Source organism: Micromonospora sp. NPDC050980, from assembly GCF_040653835.1.
Taxonomy (GTDB): domain Bacteria; phylum Actinomycetota; class Actinomycetes; order Mycobacteriales; family Micromonosporaceae; genus Micromonospora.
The window spans coordinates 110,514-126,322 of sequence record NZ_JBFAGS010000015.1 but is presented as its reverse complement, the minus strand read 5'-3'; the positions used below and the strand labels follow the sequence as shown (position 1 = coordinate 126,322).

General features: G+C 72.6%; 15 protein-coding genes. 13 read left to right on the top strand and 2 right to left on the bottom strand.

The window, feature by feature from the left end; translation table 11 throughout:
* Nucleotides 1-38 precede the first annotated feature (38 nt).
* The 6 genes from AB0H28_RS21900 to AB0H28_RS21875 all read left to right on the top strand — a co-directional run bounded on the left by AB0H28_RS21900 (nt 39) and on the right by AB0H28_RS21875 (nt 6,223).
* Nucleotides 39-1,295, top strand: a complete 1,257-nt coding sequence (locus tag AB0H28_RS21900) for an ABC transporter substrate-binding protein (RefSeq protein WP_358043035.1) — start codon at nt 39-41, stop codon at nt 1,293-1,295.
* Nucleotides 1,292-2,173, top strand: coding sequence for a branched-chain amino acid ABC transporter permease (locus tag AB0H28_RS21895; protein ID WP_358043031.1), 882 nt, complete (start codon nt 1,292-1,294; stop codon nt 2,171-2,173). Before AB0H28_RS21900 ends, AB0H28_RS21895 begins: the two co-directional genes overlap by 4 nt.
* Complete coding sequence (locus AB0H28_RS21890; protein ID WP_358043029.1) at nt 2,170-3,174, top strand: branched-chain amino acid ABC transporter permease; 1,005 nt, start codon at nt 2,170-2,172, stop codon at nt 3,172-3,174. Before AB0H28_RS21895 ends, AB0H28_RS21890 begins: the two co-directional genes overlap by 4 nt.
* Before the next feature lie 90 nt (nt 3,175-3,264).
* Nucleotides 3,265-3,891 carry a transcriptional regulator gene (locus AB0H28_RS21885; RefSeq protein WP_358043026.1) on the top strand — a complete coding sequence of 209 codons (627 nt, stop codon included), beginning with the start codon at nt 3,265-3,267 and terminating at the stop codon, nt 3,889-3,891.
* Between the two features lie 146 nt (nt 3,892-4,037).
* A complete protein-coding gene (locus AB0H28_RS21880) occupies nt 4,038-5,603 on the top strand; it encodes an MFS transporter (RefSeq protein WP_358043023.1) in 1,566 nt (521 codons plus the stop codon).
* 11 nt (nt 5,604-5,614) lie between these two features.
* The gene (locus tag AB0H28_RS21875; protein ID WP_358043020.1) at nt 5,615-6,223 is read left to right on the top strand and encodes a TetR/AcrR family transcriptional regulator; all 609 of its coding nucleotides are present in this window, start codon (nt 5,615-5,617) and stop codon (nt 6,221-6,223) included.
* 10 nt (nt 6,224-6,233) lie between these two features.
* On the opposite strand, the gene AB0H28_RS21870 is transcribed toward AB0H28_RS21875, so the two are convergent.
* Entirely contained in the window at nt 6,234-8,153 is a 1,920-nt protein-coding gene (locus AB0H28_RS21870) for a helix-turn-helix domain-containing protein (protein ID WP_358043116.1), read from the bottom strand.
* Nucleotides 8,154-8,167: 14 nt separating this feature from the next.
* Nucleotides 8,168-8,950, bottom strand: a complete 783-nt coding sequence (locus tag AB0H28_RS21865; RefSeq protein ID WP_358043017.1) for a 3-hydroxybutyrate dehydrogenase — start codon at nt 8,948-8,950, stop codon at nt 8,168-8,170.
* 182 nt (nt 8,951-9,132) lie between these two features.
* Here AB0H28_RS21865 and ruvC point away from each other — a divergent pair, with 182 nt between their 5' ends.
* The 7 genes from ruvC (at nt 9,133) to AB0H28_RS21830 (ending at nt 15,793) form a co-directional block, all read left to right on the top strand.
* Nucleotides 9,133-9,663 (top strand): crossover junction endodeoxyribonuclease RuvC, encoded by a 531-nt coding sequence (gene ruvC, locus AB0H28_RS21860; protein WP_358043014.1) that lies wholly within the window; start codon nt 9,133-9,135, stop codon nt 9,661-9,663.
* The gene (gene ruvA / locus AB0H28_RS21855; RefSeq protein ID WP_358043011.1) at nt 9,660-10,262 is read left to right on the top strand and encodes a Holliday junction branch migration protein RuvA; all 603 of its coding nucleotides are present in this window, start codon (nt 9,660-9,662) and stop codon (nt 10,260-10,262) included. The genes ruvC and ruvA overlap by 4 nt, the downstream gene beginning before the upstream one ends.
* A gap of 10 nt (nt 10,263-10,272) precedes the next feature.
* Nucleotides 10,273-11,337, top strand: a complete 1,065-nt coding sequence (ruvB, locus tag AB0H28_RS21850) for a Holliday junction branch migration DNA helicase RuvB (protein WP_358043008.1) — start codon at nt 10,273-10,275, stop codon at nt 11,335-11,337.
* Between the two features lie 137 nt (nt 11,338-11,474).
* Entirely contained in the window at nt 11,475-11,819 is a 345-nt protein-coding gene (gene yajC / locus AB0H28_RS21845; protein ID WP_091067253.1) for a preprotein translocase subunit YajC, read from the top strand.
* 225 nt (nt 11,820-12,044) lie between these two features.
* Nucleotides 12,045-13,952, top strand: a complete 1,908-nt coding sequence (gene secD, locus AB0H28_RS21840) for a protein translocase subunit SecD (protein ID WP_358043005.1) — start codon at nt 12,045-12,047, stop codon at nt 13,950-13,952.
* A 1-nt stretch (nt 13,953) separates the two neighbouring features.
* Nucleotides 13,954-15,135: a protein translocase subunit SecF gene (secF, locus tag AB0H28_RS21835; protein WP_358043002.1), complete on the top strand. Its 1,182-nt coding sequence runs from the start codon at nt 13,954-13,956 to the stop codon at nt 15,133-15,135.
* Nucleotides 15,136-15,226: 91 nt separating this feature from the next.
* Nucleotides 15,227-15,793: an adenine phosphoribosyltransferase gene (locus AB0H28_RS21830; RefSeq protein ID WP_358042999.1), complete on the top strand. Its 567-nt coding sequence runs from the start codon at nt 15,227-15,229 to the stop codon at nt 15,791-15,793.
* Nucleotides 15,794-15,809: the final 16 nt, after the last annotated feature.

Here is a 15,809-nt window from a genome sequence, read left to right as displayed (position 1 = left end):
CGACGGCTGACCCGCGCGGACCGCGCGGTACGAAGGGGATGGACATGCGTAGGAGCGTGGGTGTGGCCGCCGCCTCGGCGGCGGTGCTGCTGGTGGCGGGCTGCGGCGGCGGTGGCCCGCAGTCCGGCGGCGAGGAGAAGCTGACCGGCGACAAGATCGTGCTGGGCGTGCTCAACGACCAGTCGGGGGCCTACTCGGAGCTGTCCGGGCGCAACTCGGTCAAGGCCGTGGAGATGGCCATCGCCGACTTCAAGGCCGAGCACGGCGACGACGCGGTGACCACTGACATCACCGTGCAGACCGCAGACCACCAGAACAAGCCGGACGTGGCGAACAGCAAGGCCCAGGAGATGTACGACCGCAAGGGCGTCGACGCCATCCTGGACGTGCCGACCTCCTCGGCCGCGCTGAAGGTCGCCGACGTGGCCAAGGAGAAGAAGAAGCTCTATTTCAACATCGGCGCGGCGACCACCGACCTGACCGGCAAGAGCTGCAACAAGTACACGTTTCACTACGCCTACGACACCTACATGCTGGCCCACGGCACCGGCACGGCGACCACCGAGCAGGTCGGCAAGAACTGGTACATCCTCTACCCGAACTACGCGTTCGGGCAGGACATGGAGAAGAGCTTCTCCGCCGCCATCGCCGCGGCCGGCGGCAAGGTGGTCGGCTCCGACGGAGCGCCGTTCCCGAACACCAGCGGTGACTACTCGTCGTTCCTGCTCAAGGCGCCGACGCTGAACCCGAGGCCGCAGGTCCTGGGCACCATGCAGGCCGGCGCCGAGCTGGTGAACGTGGTGAAGCAGTACAACGAGTTCAAGCTGCGGGACAAGGGCGTCGGGCTGGCGGTCGGGCTGATGTTCATCACCGACATCCACTCGCTCACCCCCGACGCGCTGGCCGGCACCACCTACACCGACGCCTGGTACTGGAACTTCGACGAGCAGAACCGGGAGTGGGCCGACCGGTTCCAGAAAGAGACCGGCACCCGGCCGTCGTTCGCGCACGCGGCGAACTACTCGGCGGCGATGCAGTACCTGGAGGCGGTGCAGGCCGCCGGCACCGACGACGCGGACGCCGTGGTCAAGCAGTTGGAGGGCAAGGACGTCGACGACCTCTTCCTGCGCAACGGCCGGATCCGCGCGCAGGACCACCGGGTCGTGCACGACGCCTACCTGGCCCAGGTGAAGCCGCAGGCCGAGGTGAAGGAGCCGTGGGACTACGTGAAGATCCTGAAGACCATCCCGGCGGCGGAGGCCTTCCGCGCCCCGTCGGCGGACTGCAAGCTGTGAGTGGCTTCCTGCAGAATACGTTCAACGGGTTGGTGGGCGGGGCGTTCTACGCCCTGCTCGCCCTCGGGCTCGCGGTCATCTTCGGCATGCTCCGGGTGGTCAACTTCGCCCACGGCGCGTTCTACATGCTCGGTGCGTTCGGCGCGTACGTGCTGCTCGCCGAGGCGGGCGTGCCGTTCTGGGCCGCGTTGGTGATCATGCCGCTGGCGCTGGGCCTGCTCGGCATGGCGCTGGAGCGGGCGGTGATCCACCGGCTCACCCGGCTCGACCCGCTCTACAACTTCCTGCTCACCTTCGGCCTCACGCTGATCCTCCAGGATCTGGTCAAGTCCCGGTACGGCGTGCAGTCCAGCCCGTACGCCACACCCGCCGGGCTGACCGGGACCGTCGACTTCGGACTCTTCGACTTCCCGGCCTATCGGGTCTTCATCCTCGGCTTCACGGTGCTGCTCTGCGTCGCGGTGTGGTGGGTGCTCGGGCGGACCCGGGTCGGCATGGTGGTCCGGGCCGCCACCGAGCGGCCGGAGCTGACCCGGGCGTTCGGCATCGACGTGGGTAGGTGGGTCACCCCGGTGTTCGGCTTCGGCATCGCGCTCGCCGGGCTGGCCGGGGTGCTGGCCGCCCCGATGCGGGCGGTCAACCCGCTGATGGGCGCCGACCTGATCATCGTGGTCTTCGCGGTGGTGGTGATCGGTGGGCTCGGCTCCATCTTCGGCTCGGTGGCCGCCGGTTTCGGCATCGGCCTGGTCCAGGCGTGGGGCGAGGCGTACCTGTCGGACTACCCGCTCGTGTCGCAGACCGTCGTGTTCGTGGTGATGGCCGCCGTGCTGCTGTGGCGCCCGGCCGGCCTGTTCGGCCGAGAGGAGGCTCCCGCATGACCGCAACGGTGGACACCAAGGCTCCACCGGCCCGCTCCGGCCTGCTCGCCGTCGCGCGGGCGCCCAGCTGGGTCCGGTACGCGCTGCTGGCGGTCGGCCTGCTGGTCGCGCTGTGGTTGCCGAACGGCCTCTACCCGGCGGTCGCGGTGGACATCCTGTGCTGGGCGCTGTTCGCCGTCTCGGTGGACCTGCTGCTCGGCTTCACCGGGCTGATGTCGTTCGGGCACGCCGCGTTCTGGGGCACCTCGGCATACCTGACCGGGCTGGTCGCGATCCACGCCGGCCTGCCGTTCCCGGCGGCGGTGCTGGCCGGGGCGCTGGGCGCGGCGCTGCTCGCGCTGCCGATCGGCTACCTGGCGGTGAAGCGCACCGGGATCTACTTCGCCATGGTCACCCTGGCCTTCGCGCAGATGGTCTATTACGTGGCCAACGAGTGGCGTTCGGTCACCCAGGGTGAGAACGGCCTGCAGGGGGTGCCGCGCGCGTTCTTCGGCGCCGACCTCACCGATGACTACTACTTCTACTACGCGATCCTGCCGATCGTGCTGCTCGGCCTGTTCGCCGCCTGGCGGATCGTGCACTCGCCGTTCGGTCGGGTGCTGGTCGGGATCCGGGACAACCCGGCGCGGGCCCGTGCACTGGGCTACCCGGTGCACCGCTACAAGCTGACCGTGTTCGTGCTCTCCGGCTTCCTGGCCGGGCTCGGCGGCGGGCTCTTCGCGGTCGGCCACCGGTTCGTCTCGCTGGACGTGCTGCACTGGACCACCTCCGGCAAGGCGGTCATCGTGGTGGTGCTCGGCGGCATCGGCACGCTGTGGGGCGGCGTGCTCGGCGCGGCGCTCGTGGTCCGGCTGGAGGATTGGCTGTCGTTCTCCGGGTTCGAGGCCATCGGCCTGGTCACCGGCGGCATCTTCGTGCTGGTCGTGCTGTTGTTCCGGCGGGGTCTCTGGGGCACCGTCGCCCACCTGCTGCGACGCCGGGGAGCCGCCCGGCGCGAATGATTTTCCCGCCCGGCGCATCCGGATCCGGCCGACCGGGCGAAGCCCCTGGTAGGAGAGCTACCCGGGGGTGCGTCGTTGCTGAGGAACCAGATGCCGGCCGGGGCCGCCGAGACGGCCCGTAAGCGGCTCCTGGCCGCCGCCGAGGACCTGGACGACAACCAGGTCGCCGGGCTGGTGCTCGACCTGGCCGCCGAGGCCGGCGTGGCGTCGGTCTGGGAGCAGGTCTGCCTGCCGCTGCTGGGCGGGTTGCGCGGGGACAGCCCGGCCGACGTCGCGGTGGAGCACGCCCTGTCCGAGGGGCTGCGGGTGGGGCTGGACGTCTTCCGCCGGGATCCGGGACGGCCGCTGCCCGCGCGCGGGCTGTTGCTCGCCGGCGCCGAGCACGAGACGCACTGCCTGGGGCTGCACGCCCTGGCCGCGGCGCTGCGCGAGCGGGGTCGCGGTTGCCTGCACCTGGGACCGGCGCTGCCCTGGTCGGCGCTGGCCGGCGCGGCGGCTCGGGTGCGACCGCGGGTGGTGGTGGTCTGGTCGCAGACTCCCCTGACCGGGCGGGCGTACCGGTTGGTCCGCCTCCGGCGGGACCTGCCGGGCGTCCGGGTGCTCGCCGCCGGACCGGGCTGGATCGAGCCGTTCCCACCCGGCCCGTCCGCGCCCCGGCACGTCACCACGCTCCCCGAGGCCACCGCCGCCTGCCTGCAAGCCGCGGCGTCCGCCTGACGTCCGCGGCGGTGGGTCGGACGTGACCTGACGCACATTCGATACGAACCGGTTCCGTATCGAAACTCCCTCGCCTACGCTCGGCGACAGTTACGAGTCTGCCCCGTTTCGTATCTGGACGCGGGTCAACCGGGGGGAGAACCCGAATGGAACCCAACGAGAACACCGGACACCCGAGGAGGTGGGCGATCCTCGGGGTGCTGGTGATCAGCCTTCTCGTGGTCGTCCTCGACAACACGATCCTCAACGTCGCCCTGCGCACCCTGGCCGACCCGGTGCGCGGCCTCGGCGCGAGCCAGGGTGAGCTGGAGTGGGCGATCAACTCCTACACCCTCGTCTTCGCCGGCCTGCTCTTCACCTTCGGCGTGCTCGGCGACCGCTTCGGCCGGCGGCGGTTCCTCATCGTCGGACTTGTGCTGTTCGGGCTGGCGTCGCTGCTCTCCGCGTACGCGCAGGACCCGGCCCAGCTGATCGGCGCCCGGGCCCTGATGGGCGTCGGCGGCGCGGCCATCATGCCGGTGACGCTCTCGATCATCTCCAACGTCTTCGACCCCCGCGAGCGCGGCCGGGCGATCGGGGTCTGGGCCGGCGCGGTCGGTCTCGCCGTGGCCATCGGCCCGGTGCTCGGCGGCGCGCTGCTGGAGCACTACTGGTGGGGCTCGGTCTTCCTGATCAACGTGCCGGTGGTGGCGGTGGGCGTGCTGCTGGTCGCGCTGCTGGTCCCCGAGTCCCGCGACCCGTCCCCGGGCCGGGTGGACGTGCTCGGCGTGCTGCTCTCCGTGGTCGGCCTGGTCGCGCTCACCTACGGCATCATCGACGGCGGCGAGCACGGCTTCGGCCGGCCGCAGGTCTGGGTCTCGATCGTCGGCGGCCTCGCGGTGCTCGGCTGGTTCGTCGCGCACGAGCTGCGCAGCGACCACCCGTCGCTGGACGTGCGGCTGTTCCGGGTGCCCCGGTTCGCCGCCCCGGTGGCCCTGGTCGGGCTGGTCTTCTTCGCCGCGATGGGCGTGCTGTTCTTCGGCGCGTTCTACCTGCAACTGGTCCGCGGCTACAGCCCGCTGGAGAGTGGCCTGCTCTACCTGCCCTTCGCGGCGGCCCAGCTCATCTTCGCCCCGCGCAGCGCCGCGATGGTCCGCCGCTACGGCGGCCGGGCCGTGGCGACGGTCGGGCTGCTGCTCACCGTGGTGGCGCTCGCCGGGTACGTCCTCATCGACGCGGACACGCCGATCTGGATCTTCTCGGCGCTGGGCTTCCTCCAGGGCACCGGGATGGCCAACATCATGCCGCCCGCCACCGAGTCGATCATGTCCTCGCTGCCGCGGGAGAAGGCCGGCGTGGGCTCGGCGGTCAGCAACACGGTCCGTCAGGTGGCCGGCGCGCTCGGCGTGGCGGTGCTGGGCTCGGTGCTCTCCGCGCTCTACCGCGACCAGGTCGGCCCGGCGGTGTCCGCGCTGCCCGGACCGGTCCGCGACGCCGCCCGGGAGTCGCTCTCCGGGGCGTACGCGGTGGCCGACCGGCTCGGCCCGGCCGCGCCGCGGCTGATCGACGCCGCGAACGACTCGTTCGTCTCGGCGATGCACTGGGCGGCCGGGGTCTCCGCGCTGGTGGCCGCGCTCGGCGTGGTGATCGTGCTGCGCTGGATGCCGGGCCGGCCGGTCGTCGCACCCGACGCGACGCCGGCCACCGAGCCGGAGTTGGCCGGGACCGCCTAGGTTCGTGGACAATGTGTGACATGACTTCCACGGCGGGTGCTCCGCGGTCGCCCGGGCGACCGCGGAGCACCCGCGCGGACGAGGCGATCGTGGAGGCCACCCTCGACCTGCTGGCCGAGGGCAGCACCATCGAGGCGCTCTCCATCGAGGCGATCGCCGCCCGCGCGGGGGTGGGCAAGGCCACCATCTACCGCCGCTGGCCCGGCAAGGAAGCCCTGCTGCTGGACGCGTTGAGCCGGCTCAAGGGTGACCCGCCGCGCACCACCGGGTGCTCCGTCCGCGACGACCTGGTGCAACTGGTCGGTGCGGTCGGGCAGCACGTCGACCCACGGGCCCGCATGATCATGCCGTGCCTGGTGCCCGAGGTGAGCCGCAGCTCCGCGCACCGACAGGCCTACGAGGCGATCATCGAGCCCCGGCGGGAGGCGATGCGCGAGGTGCTGCGCCGCGCGGTCGACCGCGGCGAGCTGCGCCCCGACCTCGACGTCGAGGTGGCCATGGCGTTGCTCACCGCGCCGATGCTGACCCAGCGGATGGTGCACTGGTATCCCGGCGCCGACGAGCGGCGCCTGCCCGAGCGGATCGTCGACGCGGTGCTGGACGGCCTGCGCGCCCGCTGACCCGGCCGGGTCAGGCGGAGGGCCTGCGCAGTCGGTGCAGGCGCAGCGCGAGCTGCACCTCCAGCGCCCGCTCCGGCTTCTGCCAGTCGGCACCGAGCAGCTGACCGACCCGCTCCAGCCGCTGGGTCACGGTGTTCACGTGCACGTGCAGCAACTCGGCCGCCCGGGCCAGACTGCCGCCCACCCCGAAGTACGCCTCAAGCGTCTTCACCAACGCGGTGCCCCGCCGCGCGTCGTAGTCGACCACCGGCCCCACCGTGGCGGTGAGGAACCCGCTCACGTCCCGGTCGCCGGCATCGCCGACCGCGCCCAGCAACAGCCCGACGAAGCCCAGCTCCGCGGTGCTCGCCCCCTGCCCGGCCCGGCCGAGCGCGCCCAGCGCGGTCAGACAGCGCTCCGCCTCGGCGAACGTGACCGCCAGCGACGCCGGGCCGGTCGACGGCCCGCTCGCGCCGGCGGTCACCGGCCGGCCGGTCACCCGGGACAGGTCCCGGGCCACCGCCCGGGCCGCCTGACCGGCGTCCCGGCCGGGCAGCATCAGCACCACCCGCCCGTCGCGCGCCGCGGCCAACCCGCCCCGGGTCGACGCGTACGTGGTGGCCCAGGACAGGACCCGCTGCCGGGCCGAGCCGGTCTCGGCGAACGCGTCGTCGCCGACCGCCACCAGCACGTGCGGGGCGTCCAGGTCCACAGCGATCCGGCGGGCCCGGCCACGCAACGCGTCGGTGTCGCGCAAGGGCCGGGCGATCAGGTCGTCGAGCAGCTCGCCCCGGACCCGGCCCTCCGCCTCGGCGACCGTCCGGCGGAACAGCAGCAGCAGCGCGGTCACCAGCGCCGCCCGCTCCAGGATTCGCTGGTCGGCGTCGACCAGCTCGTCGTCCGGGCGCAGCACCAGCGCGCCCAGGTTCTCCGCGCCGGCCACCACGGCCGCGTACCAGAGCGGACCGCGACGCACGCTGCGCCCCTCGGTCCGCGACGCGGCGACCGCCTCCACGATGTCCGCCCGGTCCGGTTCCTCGATCTCGCCGACCCGGGCCAGCCGGCGGCCCTCGGCGTCCAGCGCCAGCAGCGCCCCGCCGAGCACCTCGGTCACCGCCGCCGCCACGTCCTGCATCCCGCCGCCGCGCACCACGAGCGCCGTCATCCGGTCGTGCGCGGCGGCGGCCCGCTCCACCGAGCTGCTGTGCGCCCGGATGGTGCTGTTCGCCGCCGACAGCTCCGCCAGCGCCGAGCGGGTCTCGGCCAGCAGCCGGGCGGTGTCGATCGCCACCGCCGCGTGCGCGCCCAGCGAGACCAGCAGCGACACCTCCTCCCGGGCGAACGGGCGGGCCGAGCGGTTGGCCGCGTAGAGCACGCCGATCACGCTGGAGCCCAGCCGCAGCGGCACGCCGAGGATGGCCACCAGGCCCTCCTCGCCCACCCCGCCGTCGATCTCCCCGGTGTGCTTGAAGCGGTCGTCCTCCTGGTAGTTCGAGGTGACGTACGGGGTGCCGGTCTGCGCCACGAGGCCGCCCAGGCCGTCGCCCATCTCCAGCCGTAGCCGCTGGAACCGGGCCGAGATCGACCCGTCGGTGACCCGCATGTAGGTGTCGCCGCGCTCGTCGTCGTTGAGCGTCATGTAGGCCACGTCGGTGCCGAGCAGGATCCGCGCCCGGTGCACGATCGCCCGCAGCACGTCGTCCAGGTCACGCAGCCCGGCCAGGTCGCTCGCGGTGTCGTAGAGACCGGACAGCTCGGTCTCCCGGCGACGCCGGCGCTCCAGCAACGCCCGGACCCGCAGCGCCACCACCTTCGCCTGCTCCAGCTCGGCCAGCCGGTCGGCGGGCAGGCCGGCGGCGCGCGCGGCGACCAGCGGGCCCTCGAACTCGACGGCGGCGGCCTCGCGCGCCAGCAGCTCCAGGAACTCCACCGGCGACGACATGACCGACATTGTGCGCGGTGCCACTAGTTGGCCGTCCAGCCCCCGTCGAGGGCGATCGAGGCGCCGGTGAGGAACGCGGCCGGGGGAGCGCACAGGTACGCCACCAGCTCGGCCACCTCCTCCGGCTCGATCAGCCGTTTGATCGCCGCCCGGGCCAGCATGATCTTCTCCACCACCTCGTCCTCGCCGATGCCGTGGCTGGCCGCCTGGTCGGCGATCTGGCTCTCCACCAGCGCGGTCCGCACGTACGCCGGGTTGATGCAGTTGGCCGTCACGCCGTGCGCGGCGCCCTCCAGCGCCACCACCTTCGACAGCCCTTCCAGCGCGTGCTTCGCCGAGACGTACGCCGCCTTGAACGGTGAGGCGCGCAGCCCGTGCACCGAGGAGATGTTGACGATCCGGCCCCAGCCGTGCGCGTACATCCGGGGCAGTGCCCGGCGGATCAGCAGGAACGGCGCCTCCACCATCACCCGCTGGATGTACTCGAAGCGCTCGACCGGGAAGTCCTGCACCGGCGCGACGTGCTGCAACCCGGCGTTGTTCACCACGATGTCGGCGTCGACGTCGAGCCGGTCCACCGCCTCCGGGTCGGCCAGGTCGATCCCCTCGGCCCGGCCGCCGGCCTCGGCGGCCACGGCCTTCGCCGCCTCCACGTTGCGGTCCAGCACCACCACCGCCGCCCCGGCCGCCGCCAGGCGCAGGGCGCAGGCCCGTCCGATGCCGCTGCCACCACCGGTCACCAGGGCGTTGCGACCGGAGAGGTCGACGTGTACGACGTGGGGGACCGCCACGGGTTCTGCCGTCATGGCGCAGAAGTTACGAGGCGTGTGGCCCCGGGCACATGGGGCGGCGACACATACTCGACCGTTTCAGTGTGTGGTGCGTGCCGCGCCGATCGTCCCCGGCGTGTCCGCCCGTCCGGGCGGCGGAGCGCACCAGTAGGGTGTGTCGAACACACGTACTGCTGGCGGCTCGGGGAGGAGGCGGCGTGCGCGTGCTGGGCGTCGATCCGGGCCTGACCCGGTGCGGGGTCGGCGTGGTCGAGGGGGTGCCGGGCCGCCCCTGCACCCTCGTCGCCTACTACGTGATCTACACCGATCCCGCCGACGAGCTGCCGCTGCGCCTGCTGCACCTGGACCGGTCACTGGCCGGCCTGGTCGCCGAGCACCGGCCGGACGCGGTGGCGGTGGAGCGCGTGTTCAGCCAGCACAACGTGCGTACCGTGATGGGCACCGCGCAGGCCAGCGGCGTGGCGGTGCTGGCCGGCGCGCGCGTCGGGCTGCCGGTGACGACCTACACGCCGAGTGAGGTGAAGGCGGCGGTGACCGGTTCCGGTCAGGCGGACAAGAAGCAGATGACCACCATGGTCACCCGGCTGTTGCGGCTGGCGGAGCCGCCGAAGCCGGCCGACGCCGCCGACGCGCTGGCGCTGGCCATCTGTCACGTCTGGCGCGGCGGCACCCGGTCCAGACTGGCCGACGCTGCCGACCAGGCCCGACGAGGAGGGGCGCGACGATGATCGCGAGTGTGCGCGGCACGGTGACCGCGACCGGTCCGGACCACGCCGTGGTGGAGGTGGGCGGCATCGGCCTGGCCGTGCAGTGCGCCCCCGGCACCCTCGCCGACCTGCGGGTCGGCCAGCCGGCCCGGCTCGCCACCAGCCTGGTGGTCCGGGAGGACTCGCTCACCCTCTACGGCTTCGCCGACGACGACGCCAAGCAGCTCTTCGAACTGCTCCAGACCGCCAGCGGGGTCGGCCCCCGACTGGCCCAGGCGGTGCTCGCCGTGCACACCCCGGACGCCGTCCGCAAGGCCATCGCCAACGCCGACACCGCCGCGCTGACCCGGGTGCCGGGCATCGGCAGGAAGGGCGCCGAGCGGCTCGTGCTGGAGTTGCGCGACCGGGTCGGGCCGGTGCCGATCGGTCCGGACGGCGCGGCCGGGGTGACCGCCGGCGCCTGGCCGGAGCAGGTGCGCCAGGCCCTGGTCGGGCTCGGCTGGTCGACCGCCCAGGCGGAGCAGGCGGTGGTCGCGGTCGCCGAGACCGTGGACGGCGACACCCCGCCGGTGCCGGTCCTGCTCAAGCAGGCGATCCGCCTCCTGGGCCGCACCCGATGACGGCCCGCCGATGAGCAACGACAACCTGGTCTCGGCGTACGTCAGCGACACCGAGCTGGACGCGGAGGCCACCGTCCGGCCGAAGCGGCTCGCCGAGTTCATCGCCCAGGACCGGGTCCGCGACCAGCTCGACCTGCTGTTGCAGGGCGCGATGCGGCGCGGCTCGCCGCCGGACCACATCCTCCTGTCGGGTCCGCCCGGGTTGGGCAAGACCAGCCTGGCCAACATCGTCGCGGCGGAGCTGGGCACCGGGATCCGGGTGACCAGCGGGCCGGCCATCGAGCGCTCCGGCGACCTGGCCGCGATCCTGACCAGCCTGGCCGAGGGCGACGTGCTCTTCATCGACGAGATCCACCGGATCGCCAAGCCGGCCGAGGAGCTGCTCTACAGCGCCATGGAGGACTTCCGGGTCGACGTGGTGGTGGGCAAGGGCCCGGGCGCGACCGCCATCCCGCTCGACGTGGAGCCGTTCACGCTTGTCGGCGCCACCACCCGCTCCGGCCTGCTGACCGGGCCGATGCGTGACCGGTTCGGTTTCGTCGCGCACCTCGACTTCTACTCCCCGGCCGACCTGGAGACGCTGCTGCACCGCTCCGCCCGGATCCTCGGCGTGCCGATCACGCCGGAGGGCGCGGCGGAGGTCGCCGGCCGCTCCCGCGGCACGCCCCGGATCGCCAACCGGCTGCTGCGCCGGGTCCGCGACTACGCCGAGGTGCGTGCCGACGGGGTGGTCAACCTGGAGACCGCCCGTGCCGCGCTCACCGTCTACGACGTCGACGCGCTCGGCCTGGACCGGCTGGACCGGGCGGTGCTCACCGCGCTCGTCGACTCGTTCCGGGGTGGCCCGGTCGGCGTCTCGACGCTCGCGGTGGCGGTGGGGGAGCAGCCGGACACGGTCGAGGAGGTCTGCGAGCCGTTCCTGGTCCGGGCCGGCCTGCTGGCGCGTACGCCCCGGGGGCGGGTGGCCACCGGGGCCGCCTGGCACCATCTGGGCCGTAAGCCACCGAATGGTACATTTGGTGCGGACACCCCGCCGGAGCCCGATCTGTTCTCGACGTCTACCGATGGGCCGTGATCCGTTCGTGATCTGTGCCGCATTCGGTCTTTCCAGGAGCAGGGACTAGACTTCGCCGCGGTCTCTACAGGACGTGAGAATCCGCCTCCGCTGCGGCGCCCCCGGGGCCGACGGAGGCCAACCGGAAGGTCGACACCGTGCTTTACGCAGCAGCGAGTGGCGGGGGAGCCGGCGGTCTGACGCCGATCCTCATGATCGCTCTGCTCTTCGTCGTCATGTACTTCATGATGATCCGTCCGCAGCAGAAGCGCCGCCGCGAAGCGGAGCAGATGCAGTCCGCCCTCGCCCCCGGCGACGAGGTGGTCACCATCGGCGGCCTGCACGGCACGGTCACCGTGGTCGAGGACGACACGGTCCTGCTCGAGGTGGCCCCGGGCGTGCAGACCCGGTACGCGCGTCCCGCTGTGGCCCGGGTGGTCAAGCGGGCCGAGGCGCCCGAGGCGGAGACCATCAGCGAGGAAGCCGAGTCGGTCAAGGAGTGACCGTCCGCCCTCGGACGGGGCAGCGGGAACACCTCCACAAGTGGATAGTTGGGTCGGCGTCCGACGCCGGCACGCGGCCAGGCCCGCGCGACGCCCCCGCGTCGCGCCCGGGTCGGCGTGCCGGTGAGCGGGGCCGGCCCGCCGGAGCAGTCGGGCGGACACCCCCGGCCCGACAGTTGTCGCCGCCGTGGAAACGGCGCGACCGTACAGGGAGACAGGACAGCCGTGGCACCACCTCAGGGACAGATGCGCCCCGGACGGCAGCTCGCCGTGCTCGGGTTCATCTTCGTCGTCCTCTATCTTTTGGTGTTCTTCTCGGGCGGCGCCAGCGGTGGCTGGAAGGACCGGCTGGAGCCCCGGCTCGGCCTGGACCTCATCGGCGGCACCCGGCTGACGCTCGAGGCCACCAACACGGTCGACGGCAAGCCGCCGACCGCCGAGAACCTCGAAGAGGCACGTCAGATCATCGAGAGCCGGGTCAACGCCTACGGCGTGGCCGAGGCCGAGGTGGTCACCGAGGGCAACCGCAACATCGTCATCTCCCTGCCCGGCGAGAACCGTGACCTGACCGACGTGGGCAGCGCCGCCGAGCTGCGCTTCCGCAAGGTGCTCAGGGCCACCGACGGCAGCGGCGCCGCCGCCGCGCCGGCGCCGAGCCCCAGCGCCACGCCGTCCGGCAGCGCCACCCCGAAGCCCTCGGGCAGCGCGTCGCCGAAGCCGAGCGCGAGCGCCAAGGTCACCGCGTCGCCGAGCGCCGGCGGGCAGGGCGGGATGGCCCCGGCCCCGAGCGCCAGCGCCACGCCGACCCCGTCGGCTTCGCCGAGCGCTGCCGCGCCGAGCCCGAGCGCCAGCGCCGCGCCGGTGCCGCAGAGCATCGAGCAGCAGCGTCAGGCCGTGCAGCAGAAGGTGGGCGCCGCCGCCTGGGCCGCCGCCTCGGGGCTCCAGGCCCCGGCCGACCTCACCGCCGACCCGTCGCTGGCCGACAAGCTCAAGCCGTTCGGCACGCTCTCCCCGCAGGAGATCGCCGTGCTGCCGGTGGAGATGCAGTTCAACGTTCCCACCATCACCTGCGCCCAGCTCGACAAGCGCCCGGCCGGCTCGATCAACGACCCGAAGCAGAAGGCGGTGGCCTGCGAGTCCGGGGCGAAATACCTGCTCGACGTGGCCAAGGTCGAGGGCACCGACGTCAAGAACGCCTCCGCCCAGCTCGACCAGACCAGCTCCTGGGTGGTCAGCCTCACCTTCAAGGGCGACGGCCAGGAGAAGTGGACCGCGCTGACCCGCGAGGCGTTCAACAACGAGGGCCAGGCCTGCGACCAGACCGCGCTCGGCCAGGACGGCAAGTGCCGGGTCGCCGTGGTGCTGGACAACGAGATCGTCTCCTCCCCGGAGATCCAGGGCGTGCTCACCGGTGACTCGCAGATCACCGGCAGCTTCGACAACAAGTCGGCGAACGCGCTGGCCAGCCAGCTCCGCTACGGTGCGCTGCCGGTCACGTTCGAGCCGCAGGAGAGCCAGAACGTCACCGCGACGCTCGGCGACAGCCACCTGAGGGCGGGTCTGCTGGCGGCCGGCATCGGCATGCTGCTGGTCATCATCTACTCGTTCTTCTACTACCGCCTGCTCGGCTCCGTCATCTTCCTCAGCCTGGTGCTCTCCGCGCTGCTGGTCTTCGGCGCGCTGGTGGTGCTGGGCCGGTCGATCGGCTTCACGCTCACGCTCGCCGGCATCGCCGGCATGATCGTCTCGCTCGGTGTGGCGGCGGACTCGTTCGTCATCTACTTCGAGCGACTGAAGGACGAGATCCGGGAAGGCCGCAGCCCGCGCAGCGCGGTGCCGCGGGCCTGGATCCGGGCCCGCCGCACGATCATCTCGGCCAACGCCATCACGCTGATGTCGGCGGTGGTGCTCTACATCGTCTCGGTCGGCGCGGTGAAGGGCTTCGCCTTCGCGCTCGGCCTGGCGACCGTGCTGGACCTGGTCGTCGTGTTCCTCTTCCGCCACCCGATCATGACGATGTTCGCCCGCACCCGGGCGTTCCTGTCCCCGCGGGTCAGCGGTCTGGGCCGGGCGCTGCCGGCCCGCTCGGCCGAGTCGGGCACCGCCCGCAACCCGCGCGTCAAGGAGGCCTGAGATGGCGAAGAATGGTCTGGCCGCCCGGCTCTACCGGGGCGAGGCCGATCTCAACATCGTCGGCAAGCGCAAGCTGTGGTTCGGCGTGGCCGGCGTGCTGGTGCTGATCGCGGTCCTGAGCTTCGCGTTCAGCGGCTTCAAGCTCGGCATCGAGTTCGCCGGCGGCAACTCGTTCCAGGTGCCGGCCAGCGTCGGCACGCTCGACGAGGCCGAGCGCACCATCGACGGCGTGCTGGCCAAGGAGGCCCCGGGCGTCGAGGTGGTCACCGCGCAGAAGGTCGGCGGGGCCGGCGGCGAGACCTACGAGATGCGCACCGGGCAGCTCAGCCAGGAGCAGGCCAACGCGGCCAAGACCGCGATGGCGCAGGAGTTCGGCATCCAGCCCGACCAGATCAGCGGCAACCAGGTCTCCGAGGCGTGGGGCAGCCAGGTCACCTCCCGCGCGCTGCTCGGTCTGGTGATCTTCATCGCGGTGGTGTCGGTCTACCTGGTGTTGCGCTTCGAGTGGCGGATGGCGGTCGCCGCGATCGCCTCGCTGCTGACCAACCTGGTCCTCACCGCCGGCATCTACTCGCTCGTCGGCTTCGAGGTCACCCCGTCGACGGTCATCGGCTTCCTCACCATCCTGGGCTTCGCGCTCTACGACGTGGTGGTGGTCTTCGACAAGGTGCAGGAGAACACGCGCGGCATCACCGCGAACAACAACCAGACCTACGGCGAGGCGGCCAACCTGGCGCTCAACCAGAGCCTCATGCGCTCGTTGAACACCTCGGTGGTGGCGCTGCTGCCGGTCGGCGGCCTGCTCTTCATCGGTGCCGGGCTGCTCGGCGCGGGCACCCTGAAGGACCTCGGCCTGGTGCTCTTCGTCGGCATGGCGGTGGCGTTCCTGACCTCGATCCTGCTGGCCACCCCGCTGCTGGTGCTGCTGAAGAACCAGGACCCGCGGATCAGCGCGCACAACAAGCGGGTGCACTCCCGCCGGGCGGCCATGGCCCGGGGCGAGGTCACCCCGAAGGGCGCGCCGCGGCCCGCGCCGAGCGGCGACCAGCCGGTCGACCCGGACGCGGCGCTCGCCGGCGCCGCCCCGAAGGTCGGCGCCCGGCCGACCGGCAAGCGCCCCAGCGGCGCCCGGGGCGGCCGTCCCGGTGGAGGCAACCGGCCGGGCGGCGCGAAGCGCCGCTGACCCGGACGGAATCGACACCGGCGGCGTCCGTCATGCTGTTGCCGCGGCATGACGGACGCCGCCGTCGTTTCGAGAGGACATGGGACGCATCGTGACGGAGACCCACACCACCGGCGTGCGGGGAGACAGCGGCCCGGAGGTCGCCCAGCTCGTGGCCAGCCGGTCGTTGGACGTGCCGGACTTCCCCCAGCCGGGGGTCGTCTTCAAGGACCTGATGCCGCTCTTCGCCGACGGGGTCGCGTTCCGTGAGGTGATCGACGGGATCATCGCCTACCACGGTCCCGAGTCCTTCGACGTGGTCGCCGGCATCGAGGCGCGCGGGTTCGTGCTGGCGGCGGCCGTGGCCTACGCCACCGGTGTCGGCGTGGTGCCGGTGCGCAAGGCCGGCAAGCTTCCCCGGGCGACCCACTCGGCCTCCTACGCGTTGGAATACGGCGAGGCGACGCTGGAGGTGCACCAGGACGCGTTCACCGCCGGCCACCGGGTGCTGGTGCTCGACGACGTGCTCGCCACCGGCGGCACCGCGGAGGCCACGCTCGATCTGGTGGAGCGGGCCGGCGGCACGGTGTCCGGGTTCACCGTCCTGCTGGAGCTGGGCTTCCTCAACGGCCGCCAGCGCCTCGCCCCGCGTCCGGTCCATGCCCTGTTGACCGTTTGACGCCGGCCCCCGGTCG